The following is a 24,393-nucleotide window of genomic DNA, read 5'->3' on the forward strand; positions in this document are numbered from 1 at the left end:
CCCTACGGCAGAGTTCCGCCCCGCGGGACCGTTCAACCGCCGCCGGTGCCGGGACCCGGGCAGGGCGCGTACCAGGGCGCACCCGGTCCGCAGCAAGGTCCATACCAAGGCCCGCCGCCGCAGGGTCCACCGCCGGGACAGCCGCCGTGGCACCAGCCGCCGTCCTACCCGGTGCCGCCGCGCAAGCCGACCGGGCTGATCATCGGCCTGTGCCTCGGTGCGGTCGCGGTGCTGGTACTCGGCGTGGTCGCGATCGTCGCGCTGAACCGCGGGTCGAGTGTCAGCAACGCAGGCTTCACCCCCGCTCCCGGCCCCACGTCGCCGTACGAGCTGCCGCCGAACAACGGGTCGGCGTCCACGTCGAGCGCGCCGACGTCGTCGCCGGGCCCGACCATCTCCAGCACCGGTCCGCACAAGATCCTCGAGCTGGCCAACCACCCGATCCTGCAGGACCGGAACGCCGGTCTGCAGAACATGGTCTGCACCCTGCCGCCGTGGGTGAGCACACAGGACGGGGCAGAGGCGTTCTTCACCGCCGCGAGCAAATGCCTCGACGCGGTGTGGGGTCCGTTCCTCACCGCCTACCACCTGCCGTTCACCCCGCCCGCGCTGCACTTCCCGACCGGGCCGAGCTTCGACACCGAATGCGGCACCATCCAGGTCGGCATCGCGACCGCGGCGTACTACTGCGAGAACAACCTGTACGTCCCGTTCAAGGGCCTGCAGACCGACCAGTACGGCAACAACCCCGGCGTCTACCTGGCGTTGTTCGCCCACGAGTACGGCCACCACGTGCAGGAGGTCGCGGGGATCATGGACGCCGCGTGGCAGAAGATCTACGCGGCGGGCCAGAACAGCCCCGAGGGCCTGGAAATGTCGCGCCGCAAGGAGTTGCAGGCGCAGTGTTTCTCCGGCATGTTCCTCGGCGCGCACGTCGACCGCGGCGGCACGGTCACCCGCGACATGTACAACAAAGCCTGGAACGACCAGGAAACCCGCGGGGACAACACGTCGAAGAGCCACGACCACGGCACCAACGCGCACTACGCACAGTGGTGGCGGGCCGGGGCGAAGGACAACCGGATCGCCGACTGCAACACCTTCGCGGCGCCATCGTCGGCGGTCAGCTGAGCAGCGCGAGCTTGCCGGAGCCGCGGATCACCAGGTAGGCGTACATTCCGCCGCAGAAGCACGCGAACACCAGCAGCACCAGCGCGATCGGGGCCCGCAGGTCCTGCGCGCCCGCCGTGCTGTCCGGCGTGGTGACCGCGATGGTGCCGTCGGCCGGCGCGTCGTCCGGCACGACGACCTGCAGGTGTTCGCCCTTGCCGTGTCCGCAGCTGTCGAGCGTGCCCTCACGGGGTTTGCCGCCGAGCTGGAAGGTGACCGTTTCGGCGGCTCCCGGCGCGGAACAGTCGGCGGCCTTGCTGACCTGCGCCGCGACCGAGGTGCCTGCGACCTTCGCGTGAATGCCGAACAGGCCCGGCCCGGCGAGCCACGCCAGCACCACGACGAGCACCCCGGCCGCGACCGGGATGCCCACCTGCAGCCACCGCGTGATGGCGCTCTTCTCCGGAGGGGCGGAAACCTGCACATGGCCATGCTTCCAGATCCCCCTGGTAAAACCCAGTGAGGTGCCCGCGTCCGGGGGACCCCGGGTCAGCGCTCGACCTGGTCGTTCTGGGTGACCTTCTTGACGTACAGCAGCCGGTCGCCCGGTTCGATCGCGTCGGCCTGCGGGGCGTCCACCCGGTAGAGGATGCCGTCGCGGACCACGCCGAGCACGATGTCCGGCAGGTGCCGCGGCGAGCCGCCCTCCTCGCTCGGTTCCACGCTGCGCTCGGCGATCGCCAGTCCGGACTCCGGGGTGAGCAGGTCCTCGACCATGTCCACCACGAGCGGGCTCGCCGTCGCCATGCCGAGCAGCCGTCCCGCCGTCTCGCTGGACACCACGACCTGGTTGGCGCCGGACTGCTTGAGCAGGTGGACGTTCTCCGCCTCCCGCACCGACGCCACGATGTGCGCCTTGGGAGCCAGCTCGCGCGCGGTGAGCGTGACCAGCACCGCGGTGTCGTCGCGGTTCGGCGCGACCACCACTGCCCGCGCGTGCTGCACCCCCGCGACGCGCAGCACGTCTGCTCTGGTCGCCGACCCGTGCACGGTCACCAGGCCGAGCGCGCTCGCCGCGTCGAGGGCCTGCTGGTCGGTGTCGACGATCACGACGCGGTTGGCCTGCAGCTCCTCGTCGCCGAGCAGCGCGTTGACGGCCGAGCGGCCCTTCGTGCCGAATCCGACGACGACGGTGTGGTCACGCACCTTCGTCCTCCACTTCTGGATCTTGAACGCCTGCCGGGAGCGCTCGGTGAGCACCTCCAGGGTCGTCCCGACGAGCACGATGAGGAAGAGCACCCGCAGCGGCGTGATCACGACGACGTTCACCAGCCGCGCGGACGCCGTGGCCGGGGCGATGTCGCCGTAGCCGGTGGTCGAGAGCGAGACGGTGGAGTAGTAGATGGCGTCGAGGAAGGACACCCCGTCGCCGTTCGCGTCGCGGTAGCCGTCGCGGTCGAGGTACACGATCAGCACCGTGGCGGTGAGCGCGAGCAGCGCGCCGATGATCCGCTTGACGATCGATCGCATCGGGCTGACGGTGAGTTCCGGCATCCGGATCACGCCGACGAGCTCGTGGTCGGGCCGGTCGTTCAGCCGGACGTTCAGGGGCAGCCGCCTCAGGGCCTTCATGCACCGGCTCCCCGCGGGTGTTCGGCGTCACTCACAGCGGCGAGGATAGCCCAAATCCGGCCTCACTCGCGCGGTACAGCCCGCAGCAGGTTTCGCAGGCCCTCCGCGTCCAGCAGATCCGCCGGGCGCAAAGTGTGGTCGTGTCGCACATAGTGGAATGCCGCGCGCACGCGTTCCACCGGGATTTTGCGCAGCGCTGCCCAAGCCAGCCGGTACGCGCCGAGCTGAACGGCCAGCGCGGGCAGCCGTTCTGCGGAAGGTACGGCGCCGGTCTTCCAGTCCACCACGGTCCAGCCGCCATCGGGGTCGGCATACACCGCATCCATCCGGCCGCGCACGGTGATTCCCTCCACGTCCGCGGAGAACGGCACCTCGACGGCAATGGGGACGCGGTCGGCCCATTCGCTTTGTTCGAATGCGGCCTGCAGGTCTTCGAATTCGGTGTCCGGGGCTTCGCCGATATCGGCCGCGCCGGGGAGATCGTCGATTTCCAGCAATCGGTCACCGGCGAATCGTTGTTCCAGCCAGCTGTGGAAGGCGGTGCCGCGGCGGGCGAAGGTATTGGGCGGCAACGGAAGTGGGCGGCGCAGGCGTTGCGCAAGGGCGTCTGCATCGGACGCCAGGTCGACCAGCTGGCTCACGCTCAGCTGTGCGGGCAGGGCAACTCGGTCCACAGTGGACTGGGCGCGGGCGCGTTCGGCGAGCAGGACGTCGGTGTCGGCGGCCCAGCCGTCGGGATCTTCCGGGTCCACGACGTCCTCGTCCTCGGTGGGGAAGTATTCTTCGTCCTCCGGTTCGGGTTCGGGGGGCAGGGGGATTTCGTCGTCGTCGGCTGCCGGTTCTGGCTCGGGTTCTGGTTCTGGTTCTGGTTTTAGCCCGGCCATTTCGGATTGGACCAGTTCGACGCCGGTGACGACCCCGGACCGCCGGTCCCCCAGCGGGTCCACCGGCCACTGCGCGGTGCGGGAATCGGCGACGAGCGGGTTTTCGCTGTCCTCCTCCGGTTCGTCGGCCCAGGCGTCGAGCACGCCGAGTGGCGGGTCGGCCTCGCGCATCACGTCGGCGATTTCGGAAAGGAAGATCGACGGCCCCTTGGCGCGGGTACTGCTTTCGTTCCACCAATGCCCGGAAATGAGCAACGCACGTTCGGAACGGGTGAGCGCGACGTAACACAGCCGTCGTTCCTCGTCGGCTTCGCGCGCGACGAACCCTTCCTCGTGAAGTTCCAGCGCCTCCTGTACTTCCTTGCGGTCAAAGCCTTCGGCTACCTGCAGTTTCGGCAGGTCGGCCGCGTCGCCCCGGAGGTGCGCAGGCAGCGCGGTGGAAGTACGCAACCACGACGACGACCGGCGTTTACCCGGGAACACTTCCGCGACCAAATGCGGTACCGCCACTACCTCCCATTCCAGGCCTTTCGCGGAGTGGACGGTGAGGACCTGCACCCGATCCGGTACCACCTGTACCTCACCCGGGGTAAGACCGTCTTCCGCGTGTACTGCGGTGTTCAGATAGTCCACAAAGGACAGCAGGGTCGCGGTCGGCGCGGTTTCCGCATAGTCGGTGACCACTTCGGCGAACGCGTCGAGATGCGCCCGTCCGGCCGAACCCGGGCGGGCGAGGGATTCGACGTCGAGCAAAAGCGTGCGTTCGACGTCGGCCACCAATTCGGGTAACGATTGGTCCAGCCTCCGGCGTAATGCCGTCAATTCTGCGCCGAGGCGGCGGATCCGGCGATATCCGTCCGCGGAATACCGTTCCGGCGCACCGGGCTCGTCGACGGCGTCGATCAATCCGGCCTGCTCCGCGCGTTCGGTGACCAGCACCGGTTCGTCGCTGCCGTCCGCGCGCGGCTCGGGCGTGTTGAGTTCGTTGGCCCGCCGCCACAACGCCGCGACATCGGCCGCCGCGATCCGCCAGCGCGAACCGGTGAGCAGGCGGGCGGCTGCGCTTCCGGCCAGCGGGTCGGCCAGCACCCGCAGCGTGGACACCAGGTCGGCGACTTCCGGTTCGTCGAGCAGGCCACCGAGCCCGACGACCTCCACCGGCAGCCCGCGCGCCCGCATTTCCGCCGCGATCGGCGCCATGTCCGCGCGACGGCGGACGAGCACCGCGGCACTCGGCGGTTTCCCGGTTTCCTCTTTCTCCGAATGCCAGCGGCGCGCCATCGCATCGGCGACCCATTCGCGTTCCGCCCGCACGTCAGGGAGCAGGGCGACCGCGATATCGGCCGGGCCCGCGCCATCCCGTGCGCGAAGTCTTGCGACACCAAGTCCCCGCTGGCGCAACGGTTCCGAAATCGCGTTGGCGAGTTCCAGGATTTCCGGTGGATTGCGGAAGCTGGTGAGCAACCCGAATTCGTGCGCGGTTTGTTTTTCCTGGCGGGGGAAGTCCGTCGTGAACCTCGGCAGGTTGGCCGCACTCGCGCCGCGCCAGCCGTAAATCGCCTGTGCCGGGTCACCGACCGCGGTCACCGGCATCGGCGGATGGTCCACCCCACCGAACAACGACCGCAGCAACACCCGTTGCGCGTGGCCGGTGTCCTGGTATTCGTCCAGCAGCACAGCGCCGTATCGCTCACGTTCTCCGGTGACCACCGCGGGGTAACCGTCGGCCAGCTGCGCGGCCAGCGACATCTGGTCCGCGAAATCGAGCGCACCCTCGGCCCGCTTACGCCGGTGGTAATCCTCGACCAGCGGAAGCAGCGCGAGTCGAAACCGTTGCGCGGCAAGAACGTCCTGCAACTTCACCGGCAACGAAGCCCGTTGTCCCTTGGCCCGTGGCGCGTTTTCGATGATCTCGCACAGCCATTCCGTGTACTGTGCAAGTTTCTCGATGGAGATCAGGTGTTCGCCGAGCTCCCCGGCCAGCGCGAGGAGCTGCGCGGTGACCGTCGGCGGTACGCGGTCGGTGTCCAGGTCGTTGTCCCAAGTGGACACGACACGGTGGGCAAGCTGCCAGGATGACGTCTCCGACAGCAATCTGACCCCCGGCTGCACCGGAAGCCGTAGACCATGTTCAGACAGCAATCGTCCGGCATAAGCATGGTACGTAAGCACTGTCGGCTCGCCTGCGACCACAGTGGACCGCAACGCCCCGGACGGATCGATCCGCTCCAGCAGTCCCGAACCGGCGAGCCGCCGCAGCCGCGCGCGCACCCGTTCGCCGAGCTGCCTCGCGGCCTTGCGGGTGAAGGTGAGACCCAGCACGCGTTCCGGGCTCACGATTCCGTTGGCTACCAACCACACCACGCGCGCGGCCATGGTTTCGGTTTTCCCCGCGCCCGCACCCGCGACCACCAGCGACGGCTCGACCGGGGACGCAATCACCGTCGCCTGCTCGGGTGTCGGTCGGTGCAAACCCAGGGCGTCGGCCATTTCCGCAGGTCCGACCGGGTTGGTGACGAGCGGACTCACGGCCCGGTCACCTGCCTGCCTTCCGGACGCAGCGGACAGCAACCCCTCGCCGGGCAGCGGTCACAGTCGGCGTTCTCGTGCGCCTGATAGTCCGGGCCCACCGCGGCAGCCGCGGCCGAACGGACCAGCTCCAGCCACTCGCGGCCACCGTCCTCGTCCATCGGCGGCTGATCCCGTTGCGTGGCCCCGGTTTTCGCGTTTCCTTTCGCGACATACACGAGCCGCGCGCCGCCGGGCGACTTCTTGCCCTCGATCGCACCCAGCAGAACGGCCAGCTGGTACGCCGCCAGCTGCGGGTGTTTCTCGGCGTCCGCACCGGAAACCGGAACCTTGCCGGTCTTGATGTCCACAATGACCGGACGGCCGTCCTTGTCCAGCTCCACCCGGTCGACGCGGCCGCGGAGCAGCACGCGCACCTCGTCGTCGCCCATCGGCAGCTCGACCTCGATGTCCTGCTCCACCCCGGCCTCGATCAGCTCCCGCCGCGACATTTCCAGCCAGGTCACGAAGTTGCGCAGCATTTGCTCCACCCGGGACCGTTCGCGCCGGGAAAACCACGGCGCACCGGCGTCGACCCGCACCCACGCCTCGTCGAGCGCGGCCTGGATCTGCTCGTCGGTACTCCCGCCCGCGACCGCCTGCGCCAGCCCGTGCACCAGGGTTCCGGTGACCGCGGCGAGCTGCGCCGGATCGCTCCCACCGTGGCGTTCGATGAGCCACCGCAACGGGCATTTCACGAGGATTTCCACTGTGGACGGAGAGACCCGCATGAGGTCGCCCGGCCGGTGCACCGGGTCCTCTGTGGACGCCGGAAGCAGCCCGTACCAGGTGTCCGGATGCGCTCCGGGTACCCCGGCATCAGCCAGCCGGGCAAGCTGTTTCGCCGCACGTTGACGGCGCTGCGGTTCGGCCTTCTCGTCGCATACCACCTCGCGCAGCTCACCGACCAGCTCGGCCAGCACGAGAGACCGGCCGGGCGGTTTCATCCGGGAGTCCAGCATGCCGTCGTCAGCGCCGTTTTCTTCGAGGTCGTCGAGAAAACGGGACGGCTGCTCGTCCTCTCCCGCCACAGCGGTGACTAGCAAGGTGCGCCGCGCGCGGCTCGCGGCCAGGTAGAACAGCCGGCGTTCCTCGGCGAGAATCGGCGCGATGGCGGAGACCTTGTCGTGTTCGTCCACTCCGGACAGCAGGTCGACGAGCCGTTCCACGCCCAGCAGCGAACCCCGCAACCGCAGGTCCGGCCACGCACCTTCCTGCACTCCGGCAACCGCCACCACTGTCCACTCGCGACCCGCGGAAGCGTGCGCGGTGAGGAGGGAAACCCCTTCGCCCGGAATGGCGGCCGGGGCCAGCGTGTCCCCGGCAATGTTCTGCGACGACAGGTAATCCGCGAACGCCGCGACACTCGCCTTGGGCAGCCGGTCGGCATACCGTCCGGCGGCATCGAACAATGCGACCACCGCGTCGAGGTCACGATCCGCTTGTGCACCAAGGGAACCACCACGGTCAACCAAGCGCAGCAGCCGTTCCTGCAGACCGCTCGCCTGCCACAGCTCCCACAGCACCTGCTCGACCCCGTCACCGCGGCTCACCGCCTGATGCGTGACACTCAGCAGCTTCCCGACCCGGCGTACCGGCAGCGCTTCGTTGTCGGCGAGACCAACGAGAATGTCCCCACCCCGCAACGCTTCCACGAGCAATTCGTCGCTCGACCGCTGCCCTCCCCCGGCCAGTTCCAGCCGCCGCAGACCACGACGCAACCGGCGCAGCGCCAACGGATCCGCGCCGCCAAGCGACGAGGAAAGGAGCATTTCGGCAAGGTCGACGTCGAGCAGCTCGGGCTCGGCGGCAATCCGCAGCACCGCGAGCAACGGCCGTACCGCGGAATGCTTGGCCAGCGGCAATTCCTCGGTGGCCGAGCCGATCGCCACCCCGGCTGCGCGGAGAGCTCGTTGCAGGACAAGGAAAGTCCGCGCAGGAGAGCGGACCAGCACTGCCATGTCGGACCACGGCACACCGTCGATGAGGTGCGCGCGACGCAGCTGGTCGGCAATCCATCCGGCTTCCGCAGCCGGGGTCGGCATCAGCCGTACTCGCACCTTGCCGCCACGTTTACCTTGCGGTGTCACAAGTTTGCGATGCTGCGAAGCGCCGGGCAGCGTTGCGCCGAGCTTCGTGACCGCCGCGCGCACCGTCGGGGCCAGTCGATGCGAGGTGGTCAGCACGACGGTGCGGTCACCGTCGGTGTCGGAGTCGGCGAACAGCCGCGGATCGGCGCCACGGAAGGAAAAAACCGACTGATCCGGGTCACCGGCAACCACGAACTCCGCCGCGGTGAAGCCGATCGTGCGGACCAGCTGGACCTGTAGCGGGTCCAGATGGTGGGCATCGTCGACGAACAGGTGCCGCACCCGGCCGCGTTCGCGCTCGCGCAGCTCCTCGTCGTCCTCCAATGCGAGCAGCGCGGAGGTGACCAGCTCGGCGGCGTCGAGCGCGGGCGCGGCGGGCAGGCCGAGCGCGTTGCCCCCGGCGCCCTGCAGCTGCGTGACCTCCTCGTACTGCGCCCAGAACTGCCCGGCGGCAACCCATTCGTCGCGGTCCTGCCGGTGCCCGAGCTCGATCAGGTCCTCCGGCCCGAGCCCGCGCTCGGCCGCGCGCATCAGTAGGTCACGCAGCTCCTCGGCGAAGCCGGGCACGGTGAGCGCCGGGCGCAGCTGCTCGGGCCAGCCCGTCGCGCCGCTTTCGAGGTCGCCTTCGAGCAGTTCACGCACGACGACGTCCTGCTCCGCCCCGGCCAGCAACCGCGGCGGCGGCAGTTCCTCGGCGCGGGCTTCCAGGCGTAGCAAGGAAAACGCGTACGAATGCACTGTGCGTACGAGGGGTTCACTCACCGTGCGCGGCAAGGGCGACGCCTGGTCGGGGTCCGAGGTGAGGCGGCGGGTGAGGTCGGCGCGGAGGGCGTCGGCGGCCTTGCGGGAGGTGGTGAGCACGAGGACGCTCTCCGGGTCGGCGCCCTCGGCAATGCGGCGCGCGGCGGCGGTGGCGAGCAGCGCCGTCTTCCCGGTGCCCGGACCGCCGAGCACGCGGAGGAAGCCGGACGGCTCGGACAGCAGGCGGCGCGCGCCCTCGTCCCAGGTGAACGTGGGTGTGCCGGGGACCGGCGGGCGCACCAGCCGCGCCTGCCCGGTCCCTGCTCTCCGCACGTGCACATCAGCGATGGAACCATGCCCGCTCACCCGGGTGGCGCACCGGCACACCCCTCGGCCGGACTATCGCGCCTCGTAACCTGATGGGTCATGGACGACGAACTGCACGAGCGGATCCGCGCGGTCATCGCCGACGTACCCGCGGGGACCGTCGCGACGTACGGCGACATTGCGGCGCTGTCCGGCGCGCCCTCGCCCCGCCTGGTGGGCCGCGTGCTCGCCGAAGACGGCCACGACGTGCCGTGGCACCGCATCCTCCGCGCGAACGGGACCCCCGCGCCGCACCTGCTGCACGAACAGCTCGAGCGGCTCCGGGCGGAAGGCGTCCTCGCCGACGGACAGCGGGTCGACCTGCGCAAGTACCGCTGGCGCCCGGACGGGGACGAAACGGACGATGGCCCTCCCGGGCTGTTTTAGGTTAGCCTGACCTAATGAGTGTCCTGACTTACCATCCCGGCCGGGTCACTGCCGTCCGCCGGGTCACGCCGCACATGGCCCGGATCACGTTCGACTGCCCCGGCCTGGCGGGAGCCGGCCCGGCGGCGCCGGACGCGTACGTGAAGGTGTTCTTCCCCCTGCCCGGCGACGACGTACCGCACCTGCCACCGACCGAGATGGACGACGAAGGCGTGCTGTCGTGGTACCGCACGTACCTCGCGATGCCCGACGACGTCCGGCCGCCCATGCGGACGTACACGGTGCGCGCGGCGCGTCCGGAGAGCGGCGAGGTGGACGTCGACTTCGTGCTGCACGAGGAAAGCGGCGGCCCGGCGTCGTCGTGGGCGGGACAGGCGGCGGTCGGCAGTCAGGTCGTGTTCCTTGGGCCGCATGGGCTTTACGACGTCCCCGACGGCACCGGCTGGCAACTACTGGTCGGCGACGAGACCGCCCTCCCGGCGATCGGCGCCATCCTGGAGGCGCTGCCGCGTTCGGCGCGCGCAACGGTGTACGCCGAAATCCCCGACCGCGCCGAACGCCAGACTTTCTCGACCGACGGCGCCGTCGAGGTGCACTGGGTAGTCCGCGGCGCGCGCCCACACGGCGAGGCCCTGGTGGACGCCGTCCGCGCGGCGACCTTGCCCGACGGCACGCCGTACGCGTGGGTTTCGGGCGAAGCAGGCGTGGTCAAGCTCGTCCGACGGCACTTGGTTCGCGAACGCGGCTTCGACAAGACCGCAATCTGCTTCACCGGCTACTGGCGCCAGGGCATGAGCGAGGAAGCCGTCGGCCGGGAGCGGGCTTCCTGAGGGCTACTGGCCGAGCTCCGCGACCACCAGCTTCACCAGCGCCCCGAGCCGCTGCCGTTCAGGTTGCAACGGCCGGATGCCGACAGCTTCCAACGGCGCCGCAGTAACCGGCCCGACGCACGCGCAGACGACCGCGCCTTCGACCAGGGCTTTGCGCAGCTGCGGACCGCGTCCGGATTGGTCGGCGAGAGTGAGAAAGTTGGCCGCCGCCGGGGCGCTGGTGAAGACGAGGGCGTCCAAGGCGCCGGAGAGGGCGTCGTTGACGAGGGAAAACACCGGGGCGGGGTCGGGCGGGGAGTGCCAGCGATAGGGTTGAACGGGGAGCACACGCGCTCCGGCGGCGGTGAGGGGGCCGGTGAACTCGGGTAACGGGGTGCCGTGAAGCTGGACGGCGATCCTGGTGCCGGAGATGCCTTGGTTGGTCGGGGCGCTGGACGTAGGTTGGTCGCCGGACGGGCCGAGGTTGCCCTCATCGGTGGACACCACCTCAGGGCTGCCACCCCCAGCAGGCTCGCCGGAAGGGCCTTGGTCGGCGCATAGGCCGGTATCACGTCGACCAGCTGACCCGCCCGATACGCTCCCGTCGGCCGGTGTCCCAGGAACTCCACCGTCAGCGGGCACGCCGGAAGCACCTCCACCAGCGGGCAGGCCCGAATCTTCCCAGCCGGTGGGCACACCGGACATGCCTCCAGCAAGACCAGGCGCGCCCGCAATCCCCCCACCAGCCGCCGTGCCCATAGCGGCAAATCCGCCCGCCCCGGAAGCTTCGGCAAGGGCTGCGAACAACTCCTCATTGGTCTCAGTCCGCGCCGAATATTCCTCCCGCAACCCCACCCCCCGGACGGCCCCCACAGCCTTCGGCCCGCGGGCGAAGATGCGCGACCCGGCCAGCGTTTCGAGGAGGGCGTCCTGGAGACCCCAGCCCTCAGCGGCAGCGAGCCAGCCGCGGAAGCCCGCGCCGGTCGTGACCGCGGTGAAGGCGACCGGAGCCGCGAGCACGGCTTCGGTGCCGCGACGCAACTCGGGATCGTCAGCCAGGGGGACGATCGTGATCGTGGGCGCATGCTGCACCTGAGCGCCATGGCGGACCAGCGCGCCGATCAGATCGTCCGCCCGCCGCTCGGCCGTCACGCCGATCCGTACCCCGTCCAGCTCACCCATCTCGCCTGCCTCTCAGTTCGCCCCATCCAGTCACCCCTCGGACCTCGCCGAACTCACGCATGCCGACTGCCTTGCCTGCTACCGAGTTCACCCGTGCTCGCGCCGCCCAGTTCAGCCACCCCAGACCCGCCCAGCTCACCCACGCCGCCAGCCTCGCTCGCCGGTCCCTTCGCGTTCAGCCATCCCGCTCACCCACGTCACCTACCTCGCTCCCCGCTCACTCCACCCCGCCCGGCTCAGCCACATACCGCCGCCCCATCTCCTCGATCGCCCTTGCCAGTTCCGCTCTCAACTCCACCGGCTCCAGGACCTCCAGATGCGGCCCGAACCGGAGCAGCTCCCCGATCGCCGGTTCACCCGGTTCCACCGGCAGGGCGATTGTCAACCAGCCATCGCTGTCCGGTACCGCGCCCGCGGCGATTGCCTCCCGGAGGGCCCGGGCGCCGACGCTGCCTGCGTAGAACGGTACGAGAGCCTGCGCCCTCGGGGAGAGGCGCACTGTCGCCCTTCTGGGGTACATCCGGCGTTCGAACTGCTCCGACCACTCCTGCCAGTAACCGGCCAGGTCGAAATCCGCCGGTCGCTCGAACACTTCGCCCAGGTCGGTCAGCTCGTGGATGCGCGAAATCCGGTAGGTGCGAACGGTCCCCTCGCACCGCCCCGCCAGGTACCAGTTGCCTGCCTTCAGGATGAGACCCAGCGGCTCCAGCACGCGCTCGACCTCGCGCTGACCCCATCGTTCGTACCGGATCCGGATCCGGCGCGCGGACCACACGGCGTCGGCGACCGCGGACAGGGTCGGCAGGCTTTCGATGCCGCGGTGCCAGCCTGGGACGTCGAGGTAGAACCGCTCGGCCACCCGGCCGGCGCGGCTGCGCAACTCCTGCGGCAACGCGGCGTACAGCTTCAGCTGCGCAGCGGCGAGAACCGTCCCCAACCCCAGCTCCGCGGCCGCCACCGGCAGCCCGGCCAGCGCCAGCGACTGGGCTTCCTCCTCGTTGAGGCCGGTCAGCCGGGTGCGGTAACCGTCGACGAGCTGGTAGCCGCCGCTGCGCCCGCGGTCCGCGTACACCGGCACGCCCGACGCCGACAGCGCCTCGATGTCCCGGTACACCGTGCGCACCGAAACCTCCAGCTCAGCGGCCAGTTCCTCGGCGGTCATCCGGCCGCGGTTCTGCAGCAGGAGGAGCACGGTGAGCAGACGGCCGGCACGCATCCCGCAAGTATGCCGGAAAAACCTGACACTAGATGGCAGGTATGAATGATTCAGTGTCCGTCATGAACACGTTCGGCATGAAGAAGTGGGACGAGCACCTCGCGAGCGGCGAGGAGGGTGGCCCGCGGGTCGCGTACGTACACGCCACGTTGGAGTACTCCGGCCTGATCGAGGGTGAATCCACGGGCGATTACCTGCTGTACTACCCGGGTGAGGGTTACGACGGCGGCGCGACCACGTCGCCGGGGTACGACCGGTTCCAAGCCACCGTCGACGGCCGGCGCGGCACGTTCGTAGTCCGCCACGAGTGGAGTTTCGACCCGCAGAGCATCCGGTCGGAGTTCGAGGTCGTGCCGGGCTCCGGCACCGGCGAGCTGGCCGGGCTCGCGGGCCGCGGCACGGTGCACGGCGTACTGGGCGAACCGACGGTGTCGTACACGTTCGACTACACGCTCTGAAGGAGGCTGCAAGTGCTGGAGGTGTCGCGCAACCAGGCGCTGGCGTACCGGATCGCGGAGCACGGGCTGCACCGCACGGCCGCCGATCCGTACGAGCTGCCACTGCTCGACCTCGGTCTGCAGGACAGCATGCGCGACACCGCCCTGCTCTCCCTGGCCGCCCGCGTACCGGGTCCGGTCACCCCGGAGTCGCTTGTGGACGATCCACGCCTGGCTCTGGTGTGGTCGCACCGGGGCGCGCCGCATTTCCACCGCCGCGCCGACCTGCCCGAGCTCGTCTCCGCATTGGTACCCATCGACGATCCCGACGCGCTGGCCCGAATGTTGTGGCAGCAGAAGGAAATGCGGGCCACCGAAGTGTCCGCTGTGGACGTTCTGTTCACCACCGCCCGAGCGATCCGCAAGGTGGTCACCAAACCGATGACCAAGGGCGCGGTGAGCACCGCGATCACCAAAATACTGCCGCCGGCATTCAGCCGCTGGTGCCGAGGTTGCAACGCAACGCATGTCCACGAACAGCTCATGCGGATCGCCACTCTGCACGGCGGCGTGCGGCTCGAACCCGGGCAAACCCCGGCAACGCTTGCCCCGCTCGAAGAGCGCGGACGGCTTTCCACCCGGCCCGCACCCAAAGCCGTCTCCCATCTACTGCACCAATACCTGCGATTCAACGGCCCGGCCACCCCCGGCGACGCAGCCGGTTTCGTCGGCACCGCAAGGAATTGCGTGCAGGAAACCTGGCCAGCAGACGAAGTCACCGAGGTCAAAGTGGACAGTCGACGCGCCTTTGTGCCGACAGATCGGTTACCCGCATTGGAAAACCCGCCAACCCCATCGGGCGTACGGCTATTGCCCCCATTCGACCCGTACACCCAGGCTCGCGACAAAGCGGTATTGGTGCCGGACAAAGCGCGAGCCAAGGAGGTCTGGAAAATCCTCGGCAGCCCCGGCGCAATTCTCGTGGACGGCGAAATCCTCGGCGTATGGCGTACCAAAGGCGCAGGCAAACGGCTGACCTTCACCCTCACCGAATTCGACCCGCTCCGCCGCGCCGACCGGGCCGCTGCCGAGGAAGAGGCCGAACGCGCCGCAACCGCGCGTGGATATCCGGACGTTTCCGTCAAATGGTCATGAGCGCGCTGCCCGCGCAAGGGCTACAGTGCTGGAGGTGACCGTGCTCACCTGGCTACTCGATTCGGATCCGGCACTCCGCTGGCAGGTCGAACGCGACCTGGCGGGGGCGCCGCCCGAGGTCTGGACGGCCACCCGGGCGAAAGTCGCCACCGAGGGCTTCGGCGCGCAGCTCCTCGCCCGGCAAGATCCGGATGGGCAATGGGCAGGCGGTGCGTACTTCCCTGCGGAATTCCGCCCCAGCCCCGATTCCGGGCAACCATGGACCGCCACTACCTGGTCACTCACCGCATTGCGCGAATGGGGTTTGGACCCGACGGTGCTCAGAGCCCGTCGCACCGCGGAACTGATCGCGGAAAACTCCAGGTGGGAATACGAAAATCTGCCTTATTGGGGCGGTGAGGTCGACGTCTGCATCAATGCCTGGACCCTCGCGAACGGGCTCTGGCTGGGCGCCGACGTAACCGGAATAACCCGCTGGTTCCTCGATCACCGCATGGCCGACGGCGGCTGGAATTGCGAATGGGTCGAAGGGTCGACGCGTTCGTCGTTCCACTCCACTTTGAACGCGCTGAAAGGCTTGCTCGCCTACGACATTGCCACCGGCTGCACCGACGAAACCCTCGCCGCCCGCCGCGCCGGTGAGGAATACCTCCTGCAACGCGGCCTGCTCCGCCGCCGCTCGACCGGCGAGCAGGTCGCGCCGTGGGTGGACCATTTCACGTACCCGTTCCGTTGGCGCTACAGCGCTCTCAATGCGGTCGAGTACTTCCGCGAGGCCGCTCTCGTCGACGACGTACCGCCCGAACCCCGCCTCGCCGAGGCCGTCGACCGCATCCGCGCCGCCCGCCAGCCGGACGGAACGTGGCTCCAGAACGACCCGATGCACGGCGAGGTCTGGTTCGACGTCGACGTGCCTGCCGGGGCACCGTCGAAATGGCTGACCCTGTACGGAACCCGCGTGCTCGACTGGTGGGATCAGGGCTCAACACCTGGTGATGCGGTCAGCCAGCCGGATTGACCGCCAGCCGATAGCCGCGTTTCACCACCGTCTGCACGACAGCCGCGCCGCCGAGGGAGGTCCGCAGCCGTCCGATCGCGGTCTCCACCGCATGCGTGTCTCCTCCCGCGGGCAATTCGGCGGACAGCTCCCGACGCGACACTACGCGGCCAGGTTGCCGTGCGAGTGCCCGCAAGAGTGCCATCGGTGCGGGTGAGATCTCCCGCCATTCGCCGTCCACCAGCGCTCCCGTACCGCGAACCTCCAGTACCTGCCCCGCGGTACACAGTTTCGGCGAGCGGGCAATCAGGGAATCCGCCACAGTTCGGGCCAGCGCGCCGATTCGCGACCGTCGCGGTTGGACAGTCGGGATCCCCAGCGCAGCCAACGGCGCGGCGGAAATCGGGCCGACACAGGCCACCACCACCCGGCTGGACAACGTATCGACCAATGCCGTCAGCCGGTCGGTACGGCGGGCCATCGCCACCGTCGAAGCCGCTGCCGGAGCGCTCGTGAACGGCAGCGCATCGACGGTTCCTTCCAGCACCGCGTCCAGCAACCGGTCGAGCGGTCCTGGGTCTGCCGGTCCGACCCAGCGGTACACCGGGATCTCGATCACGTCCGCGCCAGCTTCGCGCAGAGTGTCCACAAAGTACGGCAGCGGTTCGCCGTGGAGCTGCACGGCGATCCGCCGTCCGTCCACTCCGGACTCCAGCAGGTAGTGCAGCAGTTCGGTACTGCTCCCCGACGCCGGCGAATACTCCTCGGCCAAACCGGCAGCCCGCACGGCACCGGCTGCCTTTGGACCCCGGCTCAGCAGGGATGCCGACGACAACCCGTTGAGCAATTTCTCGCCGACACCCCAGCCCTCCGCAGCTTCGACCCATCCCCGAAAGCCGATCCCGGTCGTTGCCACCACGACGTCCACCGGAGCATCGAACAACCGCATAGTGGCCGCGTGGAGTTCGGTGTCATCAGCCAGCGGCACGATCCTCAGCGCTGGTCCATAACGGACTGTCGCACCTTGACGCACCAGCAGCGCACCCAGCTCCTCAGCTCGGCGCGCTGCCGTGATCCCCACTGTGAAACCGGCCAGCGGCCGGACTTCGGTCACGGGGAGCCCACCTCTACGACCCCTTCCCGTACCCGCACCGGATACACCGGAACCGAAACTCCGTCGCCGTCGAGGCACTGTCCACTGCGGAGGGAGAACCGTTCTTTGTAGACCGGTGACGCCACCACTGGCTCTCCTCCGGCGTCGCCGACGATCCCGCGGGACAGCACGGCCGCCTGACTACACGGGTCCCAATTGGACAGTCCATACCAGCCGTCCGCAGTCCGAAACACCGCGATCTGCTGCCCACCCACGAGTGCCGCGACCCCGGAGAATTCCGGCACCTGCGCCGCCGGGCACACCGCGGTCCAGGTCATCAGGCTGGTCATCGCCGCACCTCCGGAACACCCAGCAGCACCGGGATCTTCTGCTCCCGCTCGGCCCGGAACGAGATCGACGGGTCCGGCGCTCCCGGCGCGTTCACGAATGAACTGAACCGCGCCAGCTTGTCCGGGTCCTCCAACACCCCACGCCATTCGTCGGTGTAGTCCTCGATGTGCTTCGCCATTGCCGCGTCCAGATCCTCGCAGATACCCAGACTGTCGTCCACGATCACCGCGCGCAGATGGTCGAGGCCGCCATCCAGCTCCTCGATCCACGGCGCGGTGCGTTGCAAGCGGTCTGCCGTGCGGACGTAGAACATGAGGAACCGGTCGATCGTCCTGACCAAGGTCTCGGTGTCCACATCGGACACCAGAAGTTCGGCATGCCGTGGCGTCGCCCCGCCATTGCCGCCGACGTACAGGTTCCAGCCGTGTTCGGTGGCAATCACCCCGAAGTCCTTGCCCCGCGCTTCCGCGCATTCGCGGGCACATCCGGAAACCCCGGCCTTGATCTTGTGCGGCGAGCGCAGACCGCGGTACCGCAGTTCCAGGTCGATCGCCAGCCCGACGCTGTCCTGCACCCCGTACCGGCACCACGTCGACCCGACGCACGACTTCACTGTGCGCAACGACTTCCCGTACGCGTGCCCGGATTCGAACCCCGCGTCGACCAGCCGTCGCCAGATGTCCGGCAGGTGGTCCACAGTGGCCCCGAGCAGATCGATCCGCTGTCCACCGGTGATTTTCGTGTACAGCCCGAAGTCCTGCGCGACTTGCGCGATCACCATCAGCTTGTCCGGCGTGATCTCGCCACCGGGAATCCGTGGCACCACCGAATAGCTGCCGTTGCGCTGCAGATTCGCGAGGAACCGGTCGTTGGTGTCCTGCAACGCCGCCTGGTCGCCAGCGAGGATGTGCCCGTTGCCGAGCGTCGCCAGAATCGACGCCACCGCGGGCTTGCAGACCGCGCATCCCGTGCCCATGCCGTACCTGCTCACGACCTCGCTGAACGTGGTGATCCGCGTGGCCCGGATGATCTCGAACAGCTCAGCCCGCGACTGGGTGAAGTGCTCGCACAAGGCCTTCGACTGCTCGACCCCACATGCATTCAGCAGCTTCGCCAGCATCGGCACGCACGAACCACACGACGTTCCTGCGCGGGTACAGGTCTTCAGCTTGCTGACCGACTCGCAACCGTCCATTGTGATCGCCCGGGTCAACGCGCCCTTGGAAACTCCGTTGCACGAACAGATCTGCGCCTCGTCCGGCAGTGCGTCGACTCCCACCGCCGCGCCGGTCGGGGCCAGTAATGCGACGGGTTCCGCCGGCAGCGGGCGACCGACCAATGCGCGCAATGTGTTGTACTCCGCGGCATCGCCGACCAGCACCCCACCGAGCAGCGTCCGCCCATCGTCGCTCACCACGAGCTTCTTGTACGTCCCGGCCACGGCGTCGTTCACCGCGACCTCCAACGCACCTTCCGTTGCCGCGTGGGCATCGCCGAAACTGGCGACGTCCACCCCCATCAGCTTGAGCTTGGTCGCCGTGTCCGGTTCGGGGAAGGTCGCCGTACCGCCGGTCAGCTGCGCTGCAACCACTTCGGCCATCGCGTAACCCGGAGCGACGATCCCGTACACGCGTCCCTCGACCGCCGCACACTCACCGATCGCATACACCGACGGATCACTCGTGCGGCAGGTCGCATCAACCAGCACCCCGCCGCGTTCGCCGACGTCCAAACCGGACTCGCGGGCCAGGTCGTCGCGCGGCCGGATACCCGCGGAGAAGACGACCAGGTCCACGTCGAGCTCGGTGCCGTTGCCCAGCCTGGCCAACAGCCGCGGACCGTCGGCGGAGATGGCCTCTGTGGACGTTCCCGTGTGGACGGTGACGTCAAGGTCCGCGATCAGCCGACGCAGGACCCCACCGCCCCCGTCGTCGACCTGCAGCGGCATCAACCGCGGCGCCATCTCCACGACATGCGGCGACAAGCCCAGGTCCCGCAAGGCCTTCGCGGCCTCCAATCCGAGCAGACCGCCGCCGATCACCATGGCCGCTCGCCGTCCGCGGCCCCGCCGTTCCGCCGCCTCGCGAATAGCGTCGAGGTCCTCGATCGTCCGATACACAAATACACCCGGCAGATCGCGGCCTGGCACTGGCGGCACAAACGGCCGGGACCCCGTTGCCAGCACGAGAACGTCGTACGACTGCACAGAACCTGACGCTGCGGTCACCGTCTTCGCGTCCCGGTCCACCGAAATCACCGCGTCGCCGAGGCGCAGGTCTACAGCGTCGTCCCCGGCGTAGTCATTGCCGGGCAACGCCAGCGCGGCCGGGTCCCAGCTCTCCACATAGGACGTCAGCGCAACTCGGTCATACGCAGGACGGCTTTCCTCGGCGAGCACCACGATCCGCCATTCCCCGGCCGGATCTGCCACCCTGACGGCCTCCACGAGCCGGTGCGCGACCATCCCGTGCCCGGCAACCACCATGGTCGGCATTGTCAGACCTCCGCTCCCGCCAGTGCCACTTGCGCACGCACCACCGGTTTGCGCAGGTAGCCGAACCACGTCACACCTACGCACACCGCGTAAAACGCCAAGAATCCGATGAACGCCGGGACCCCACTGTGCGCGTCGGCGAACGACTGCCGGAAGGCGAGGTTGATGAACAGCCCGCCCAATGCCCCGATTGCCCCGGCCAGCCCGATCAACGCTCCCGACAACCGCCGCGCGGTCCGCAATTCGGTGGCCTCGTCGGCACCGGCCTGGATGGCCGCCCGCGCCTTGACCTGGAAGATCGCCGGAATCATCTTGTACGTCGAGCCATTCCCGATTCCGGTGAGGACGAAGAGGACGATGAACGCTCCGGTGAACAGCCCGAGTGAATCGGCCGAGGAAGCGAGCACCAGCACGATGGTCGCCAATGCCATTGCGCCGAATGTCGCGAAAGTGACGCGGCCGCCGCCGATCCGGTCCGACAACCAGCCACCGATCGGACGGGACAGCGAACCCACCAGCGGCCCGAGGAACGTCACCGCCGCCGCCTGCAACGGTGTCCGGCCGAACTGGTTCTGCAACACCAATCCGAAGGCGAAGCTGTACCCGATGAAGGAACCGAACGTGCCTACGTACAGCAGCGACATCACCCACGTCTGTCCATATCGGACTACTTCGCGCATTGCCTTGGTGTCCCCGCGAACCGGCGCGAGATTGTCCATGAACAGCGCCGCGCACACGGCAGCAATCACGATCAGCGGAAGGTAGATGTACAACACCAATCGTGGCGCGGTCGCTCCGCCAGTGCCGATCACGAGCAGTCCGACGAGCTGAATCACCGCGACGCCGAGATTGCCGCCACCGGCATTGAGCCCGAGTGCCCAGCCCTTGTACCGCTCCGGGTAGAAGGTGTTGATGTTCGCCATCGACGAGGCGAAGTTGCCTCCACCGATCCCGCCAAGCGCGGCCACGAGCAAGAAGGTGCCGAGTGAGGTTCCCGGGTGCAGCACAATCGCGGTCAACACTGTTGGTACCAAAAGCAATGCGGCGCTGATGATTGTCCAATTGCGACCGCCGAAGCGGGCCACGGCGAAGGTGTACGGGATCCGCATCGCGGCACCGATCACCGTCGGCGTGGACACGAGCAGGAATTTGTCCGCCGCGGAGAAGCCGTACGCCGGACCCATGAACAGCACGACGACCGACCACAGTGTCCAGATGGAGAATCCGATGTGTTCAGCGAAAACGGAAAACCACAGATTGCGCCGCGCAATGCGTTTGCCAGTGCGCTCCCAGAACTGCTCGTCCTCGGGGTCCCATTGCTCGATCCAGGTCATGGCGTCCTCCTCAGTGCACGGAAGCGGTATCTATTGCGCCGCAAGCCATTCGGCGACCGCGTCCACGGTGTCGCGGCAGCTGCCGCAGCCTGTGGTGGCGCGGGTGGTGCGGGCGAGAGCGGCAGCGTCGGCGGCGCCACCCCGCCAGGCTTCGATCAGCCGTCCTTTGGTCACTGCGTTACAGCGGCAGATCAAGGCGGACGACGGGAGGTCGGCCGGGCTCGCCGCGGTCGGTGCCCCTGCGGGCAACGCGCGGCCGAGCAGCACGGCGAGCCGGTCGTCCGGTACCGGGATGCCGCGGTCGTGCAACTGGGTCACCATCGCGGCGGCATCGGGCAACCCCAACAGGATCGCACCGGTGACACGTTCGCCGCGGACGACCAGCTTGCCGTAACGCCCACCGGCCGGATCGTCGAACGTGATGATCTCGGCGGATTCGTCCTCGATGGACACGTGCGTTTCGCCGAGTGCGGCAAGGTCGATGTCTCGGGCCTTGAGCCGGGTCACCGCGCGGGTGCCGCGATATCGCGCACCGGTATCGGTTCCGGTGAGCAGGTCCGCAAGTACCGCAGCCTGTTCCCAGGCGGGCTGGACCAGTCCGGCGGGCGCACCGGGATGCACCGCGCAGTCGCCGAGGGCGTGGATCCGGCCGTCGCTGGTCCGCAGCAGGTCGTCCACGAGCACGCCACGATCCACCGCGAGCCCGGCCGCTTCCGCAAGGGCGGCCTCCGGCCGCACCCCGGCCGCGACGACCACCAGGTCCGCCGGAACGAAGCTGCCGTCATCGAGTTTCAGTCCGTCGCCGGGGAGATGCCGGGCAGCGGTCACCTCGAACCGGAACGTGACGCCCAGGTCCGCCAGCTGCCGCGCGAGCACGCGACCGGCACCGGAGTCGAGCTGCCTTTCCAGGAGGTGGGAGTACGGATGGACCACGGTCACGTTCGCGCCGCGCCCGGCCAGCCCGCGTGCGGCTTCCAACCCCAGCAGCCCGCCGCCGAGCACCACCACCGGTGCGCCCGGACGAGCCGCGTCGAGAATGCGGGCACAGTCGTCCAAGGTCCGAAACGTCACGACTTCCGGTCCTGGCTCAAGCCCTTCGACCGGTGGAAGCCACGGCGTCGCTCCGGTTGCCAGCACCAAGGAGTCGTACGAAAACTCGCCGGTCGAGGTCTGGACCAGTCGCTGGGCGGGATCGAGCCGCGTCACCGTCACGCCAAGGTGTAAGTCCACTTGCGACCGTCCGGCCCACTCCGCATCGTGCAGCCGGACGGTGTCCGGGTTCATTCCCCCGGCGACCACAGAGGACAGCAGGACCCGGTTGTACGCAGGATGTTGTTCCGCCCCAAGGACAGTCAGCCGGACCCGTTCGGCCTTCGGGTCACGGCGGCGAATCTCGTCGGCCAGCCGGGCACCCGCCATGCCATAGCCGACGACGACCACATTTCGCGCGCTCATCCTTCTGCCCTCGCCAGCGAAACCGCGCACACTTTGAACTCCGGCATCCGGCTGACCGGGTCGAGCGCCGGATTGGTCACCAGGTTCGCCCGTGCCTCGCCGGGGAAATGAAACGGCAGGAACACGAGGTCCGGACGGAGCGAAGGCACACAACGCACTTTCGCGACCGTTTCCCCCCGGCGAGACCGCACGACGGCACGGTCCCCTTCGGACAGTCCGGACCGCGCTGCCGTGTCCGGATGCACCTCCACGAACACCTCGGGCACCACCGCAGTCAGCTCGGCAATCCGCCGGGTCTGCGCACCGGACTGGTAATGCTGAAGCACTCGGCCGGTGGTCGCCTGCAAAGGAAATTCGGCGTCCGGTGACTCGGCGGGTCCACTGTGGTCAACCGCGGCAAATCGAGCGCGACCATCCGGGTGCGCGAACCGGTCGAGGAACATCCGCGGCGTACCAGGGTGATCGTCGGAGGGGACCGGCCAGTGCAGAACCTCTCCGGCGCGCAGCCGTTCGTAGCTGATTCCGGAGTAGTCCGCGATTCCGCCCTTCGATGCAGCCCGCAGTTCCTCGAATACCGCAACGACGTCGGACGGAAATCTCTCGAAAGGTTGCCCGAGAAGAACAGCCAGACCCTGCATTACTCCGAGATCCGTCCGTACCTCCGATGGCGGGTCGACTGCTTTGCGCCGCAAGAGAATCCGGCCTTCGAGATTGGTCAGCGTCCCGTCCTCCTCCGCCCATTGGGTAACGGGAAGCACGACATCGGCAATTGCGGCGGTCTCGGACAACACAAAGTCCGCCACCACCAGAAGATCCAGCTTGTGCAGCCGATCCTGGACGTGCGCCGACCGCGGCGCCGACACCACCGGATTGCTCCCGAACACCAGCAGCGCCTTCAGGTCCTCCCCCAGCGCGTCCAGCAACTCAGTCGCCGACCGCCCAGGTCCAGGAAGGCTGTCCACCCCCCAAATCCGCGCGATATGCGCACGCGCAGCCGGATCGTCGATCTTGCGATACCCCGGCAGCTGATCCGCTTTCTGGCCGTGTTCCCGACCACCCTGGCCATTTCCCTGACCGGTAAGGCAGCCGAAACCTGAACCGCGGCGCCCCGGCAATCCGAGAGCGAGTGCAAGATTGATCCACCCGCCGACCGTCGCCGTACCAGTCGCGTGCTGTTCCGTACCCCGCGCTGTGAGCACATATGAATTCGTCGAACCCGCCAGCATTTCCGCAGCCCGCCGCTGATCCGAAGCCGCGACGCCCGTCACCCGCTCCGCCCGCTCCGGCCACCACGCCGCCGCAATCCGCCACATCTCGTCGAAGCCGGAGGTCCGAAGATCCACATAGGACTTGTCCAGATATCCTTCGGCGACCACCGCGTGCAGAATTCCCAATGACAGACCCAAATCTGTACCCGGCGCAGGTGCAAGATGCAACCGCGCTTGCTCGGCGGTCGGCGTGCGCCGCGGGTCGACGACAATCAGGTCAGCCTCGCGCAAATGCTGCATGAACGGCGGCATCGTCTCGGCTGGATTGGCCCCGGCAAGCAATACGACGTTCGCCTCGGCAAGATCAGCAACCGGAAACGGCAACCCGCGGTCGACGCCAAAGGCGCGAATGCCCGCGGCCGCCGCGGAAGACATGCAGAAGCGCCCGTTGTAGTCGATTTGCGAGGTACCCAGTGCGACGCGAGCGAATTTGCCGAGCAGGTAAGCCTTTTCGTTGGTCAGCCCACCGCCGCCGAATACCGCGACCGAATCCGCGCCGTGCGAACCGCGCAGTGCGGCCAGTTTCGCGGCAACGAGATCCAGCGCCGAATCCCAGCTCGCCGGCCGCAGTTCTCCGCCGGACCGGACCAGCGGGGTGGTCAGCCGGTCGCCGGAACGCAGCAGCTCACCGGACGTCCAGCCCTTCTGGCACAGCCCGCCCGGGGACTCCCGTGGCGTGACCTCGGTTCCGGCCAGGCGCATCCCGCACTGCAGCGCGCAATACGGGCAATGTGTGTCGACATGCGGCACAGGCGCTCCTCGGGTCGGCGATGCACCGACCGTAAGGACGCCGTGTTACCTCGAAGTGCCCGAATGTTTCCGGG

At 68.4% G+C, this 24,393-nt stretch carries 17 protein-coding genes and 2 pseudogenes; 6 read left to right on the plus strand and 13 right to left on the minus strand.

All coding sequences use genetic code 11. From position 1 onward, the window contains the following. Window positions 1-45: 45 nt before the first annotated feature. Window positions 46-1,131: a neutral zinc metallopeptidase gene (locus tag OO71_RS39040; protein ID WP_425388736.1), complete on the plus strand. Its 1,086-nt coding sequence runs from the start codon at window positions 46-48 to the stop codon at window positions 1,129-1,131. Here the strand turns inward: OO71_RS39040 and OO71_RS39045 are convergent. From OO71_RS39045 to OO71_RS39060, 4 genes are all read right to left on the minus strand, one after another. After that, on the minus strand, window positions 1,124-1,543 hold the full coding sequence (locus OO71_RS39045) for a hypothetical protein (RefSeq protein WP_033295145.1): 420 nt from the start codon (window positions 1,541-1,543) through the stop codon (window positions 1,124-1,126). The two genes, OO71_RS39040 and OO71_RS39045, sit on opposite strands and share 8 nt — an antisense overlap. A gap of 116 nt (window positions 1,544-1,659) precedes the next feature. Beyond that, window positions 1,660-2,742: a potassium channel family protein gene (locus OO71_RS39050; RefSeq protein ID WP_033295079.1), complete on the minus strand. Its 1,083-nt coding sequence runs from the start codon at window positions 2,740-2,742 to the stop codon at window positions 1,660-1,662. A gap of 62 nt (window positions 2,743-2,804) precedes the next feature. Beyond that, window positions 2,805-6,116, minus strand: coding sequence for an ATP-dependent helicase (locus OO71_RS39055; protein WP_425388739.1), 3,312 nt, complete (start codon window positions 6,114-6,116; stop codon window positions 2,805-2,807). A gap of 35 nt (window positions 6,117-6,151) precedes the next feature. Continuing rightward, window positions 6,152-9,325 (minus strand): ATP-dependent helicase, encoded by a 3,174-nt coding sequence (locus OO71_RS39060; RefSeq protein WP_033295081.1) that lies wholly within the window; start codon window positions 9,323-9,325, stop codon window positions 6,152-6,154. 126 nt (window positions 9,326-9,451) lie between these two features. On the opposite strand from OO71_RS39060, the gene OO71_RS39065 reads away from it, so the two are divergent. Next, window positions 9,452-9,778 carry an MGMT family protein gene (locus tag OO71_RS39065; RefSeq protein ID WP_033295082.1) on the plus strand — a complete coding sequence of 109 codons (327 nt, stop codon included), beginning with the start codon at window positions 9,452-9,454 and terminating at the stop codon, window positions 9,776-9,778. 14 nt (window positions 9,779-9,792) lie between these two features. After that, the gene (locus OO71_RS39070) at window positions 9,793-10,608 is read left to right on the plus strand and encodes a siderophore-interacting protein (RefSeq protein WP_051792823.1); all 816 of its coding nucleotides are present in this window, start codon (window positions 9,793-9,795) and stop codon (window positions 10,606-10,608) included. A 3-nt stretch (window positions 10,609-10,611) separates the two neighbouring features. Here OO71_RS39070 and OO71_RS52680 read toward each other — a convergent pair. From OO71_RS52680 to OO71_RS39085, 3 genes and pseudogenes are all read right to left on the minus strand, one after another. Beyond that, a pseudogene (locus OO71_RS52680) lies at window positions 10,612-11,022 on the minus strand (uroporphyrinogen-III synthase); the annotation flags it as partial. 336 nt (window positions 11,023-11,358) lie between these two features. Beyond that, a pseudogene (locus OO71_RS50665) lies at window positions 11,359-11,769 on the minus strand (uroporphyrinogen-III synthase); the annotation flags it as partial. A 217-nt stretch (window positions 11,770-11,986) separates the two neighbouring features. Then, window positions 11,987-12,985 (minus strand): helix-turn-helix transcriptional regulator, encoded by a 999-nt coding sequence (locus tag OO71_RS39085; RefSeq protein ID WP_033295083.1) that lies wholly within the window; start codon window positions 12,983-12,985, stop codon window positions 11,987-11,989. Window positions 12,986-13,047: 62 nt separating this feature from the next. Here OO71_RS39085 and OO71_RS39090 point away from each other — a divergent pair, with 62 nt between their 5' ends. Genes OO71_RS39090 through OO71_RS39100 form a run of 3 tightly spaced genes read left to right on the plus strand, consistent with a single transcriptional unit; the run spans window position 13,048 to window position 15,595 of the window. Beyond that, entirely contained in the window at window positions 13,048-13,443 is a 396-nt protein-coding gene (locus tag OO71_RS39090; protein WP_033295149.1) for a DUF3224 domain-containing protein, read from the plus strand. A gap of 12 nt (window positions 13,444-13,455) precedes the next feature. Further along, window positions 13,456-14,577: a winged helix DNA-binding domain-containing protein gene (locus OO71_RS39095; RefSeq protein ID WP_211260807.1), complete on the plus strand. Its 1,122-nt coding sequence runs from the start codon at window positions 13,456-13,458 to the stop codon at window positions 14,575-14,577. Window positions 14,578-14,611: 34 nt separating this feature from the next. Further along, entirely contained in the window at window positions 14,612-15,595 is a 984-nt protein-coding gene (locus OO71_RS39100) for a squalene cyclase (RefSeq protein ID WP_211260808.1), read from the plus strand. Here the strand turns inward: OO71_RS39100 and OO71_RS39105 are convergent. Genes OO71_RS39105 through OO71_RS39130 form a run of 6 tightly spaced genes read right to left on the minus strand, consistent with a single transcriptional unit; the run spans window position 15,579 to window position 24,319 of the window. Then, window positions 15,579-16,688 (minus strand): uroporphyrinogen-III synthase, encoded by a 1,110-nt coding sequence (locus OO71_RS39105; protein ID WP_033295084.1) that lies wholly within the window; start codon window positions 16,686-16,688, stop codon window positions 15,579-15,581. The genes OO71_RS39100 and OO71_RS39105 overlap by 17 nt on opposite strands. Next, window positions 16,685-17,017 (minus strand): nitrite reductase small subunit NirD, encoded by a 333-nt coding sequence (nirD, locus tag OO71_RS39110; protein ID WP_033295085.1) that lies wholly within the window; start codon window positions 17,015-17,017, stop codon window positions 16,685-16,687. Before nirD ends, OO71_RS39105 begins: the two co-directional genes overlap by 4 nt. Further along, window positions 17,014-19,512, minus strand: a complete 2,499-nt coding sequence (gene nirB, locus OO71_RS39115) for a nitrite reductase large subunit NirB (protein WP_033295086.1) — start codon at window positions 19,510-19,512, stop codon at window positions 17,014-17,016. The genes nirD and nirB overlap by 4 nt, the downstream gene beginning before the upstream one ends. A 2-nt stretch (window positions 19,513-19,514) precedes the next feature. Then, window positions 19,515-20,846 (minus strand): nitrate/nitrite transporter, encoded by a 1,332-nt coding sequence (locus tag OO71_RS39120; RefSeq protein WP_033295087.1) that lies wholly within the window; start codon window positions 20,844-20,846, stop codon window positions 19,515-19,517. A 30-nt stretch (window positions 20,847-20,876) separates the two neighbouring features. Next, window positions 20,877-22,301, minus strand: coding sequence for an NAD(P)/FAD-dependent oxidoreductase (locus tag OO71_RS39125; protein WP_033295088.1), 1,425 nt, complete (start codon window positions 22,299-22,301; stop codon window positions 20,877-20,879). Continuing rightward, window positions 22,298-24,319, minus strand: a complete 2,022-nt coding sequence (locus OO71_RS39130; RefSeq protein ID WP_033295089.1) for a molybdopterin oxidoreductase family protein — start codon at window positions 24,317-24,319, stop codon at window positions 22,298-22,300. Before OO71_RS39130 ends, OO71_RS39125 begins: the two co-directional genes overlap by 4 nt. Window positions 24,320-24,393: the final 74 nt, after the last annotated feature.

The sequence above is a fragment of the Amycolatopsis jejuensis genome (assembly GCF_000717335.1).
GTDB lineage: Bacteria > Actinomycetota > Actinomycetes > Mycobacteriales > Pseudonocardiaceae > Amycolatopsis > Amycolatopsis jejuensis.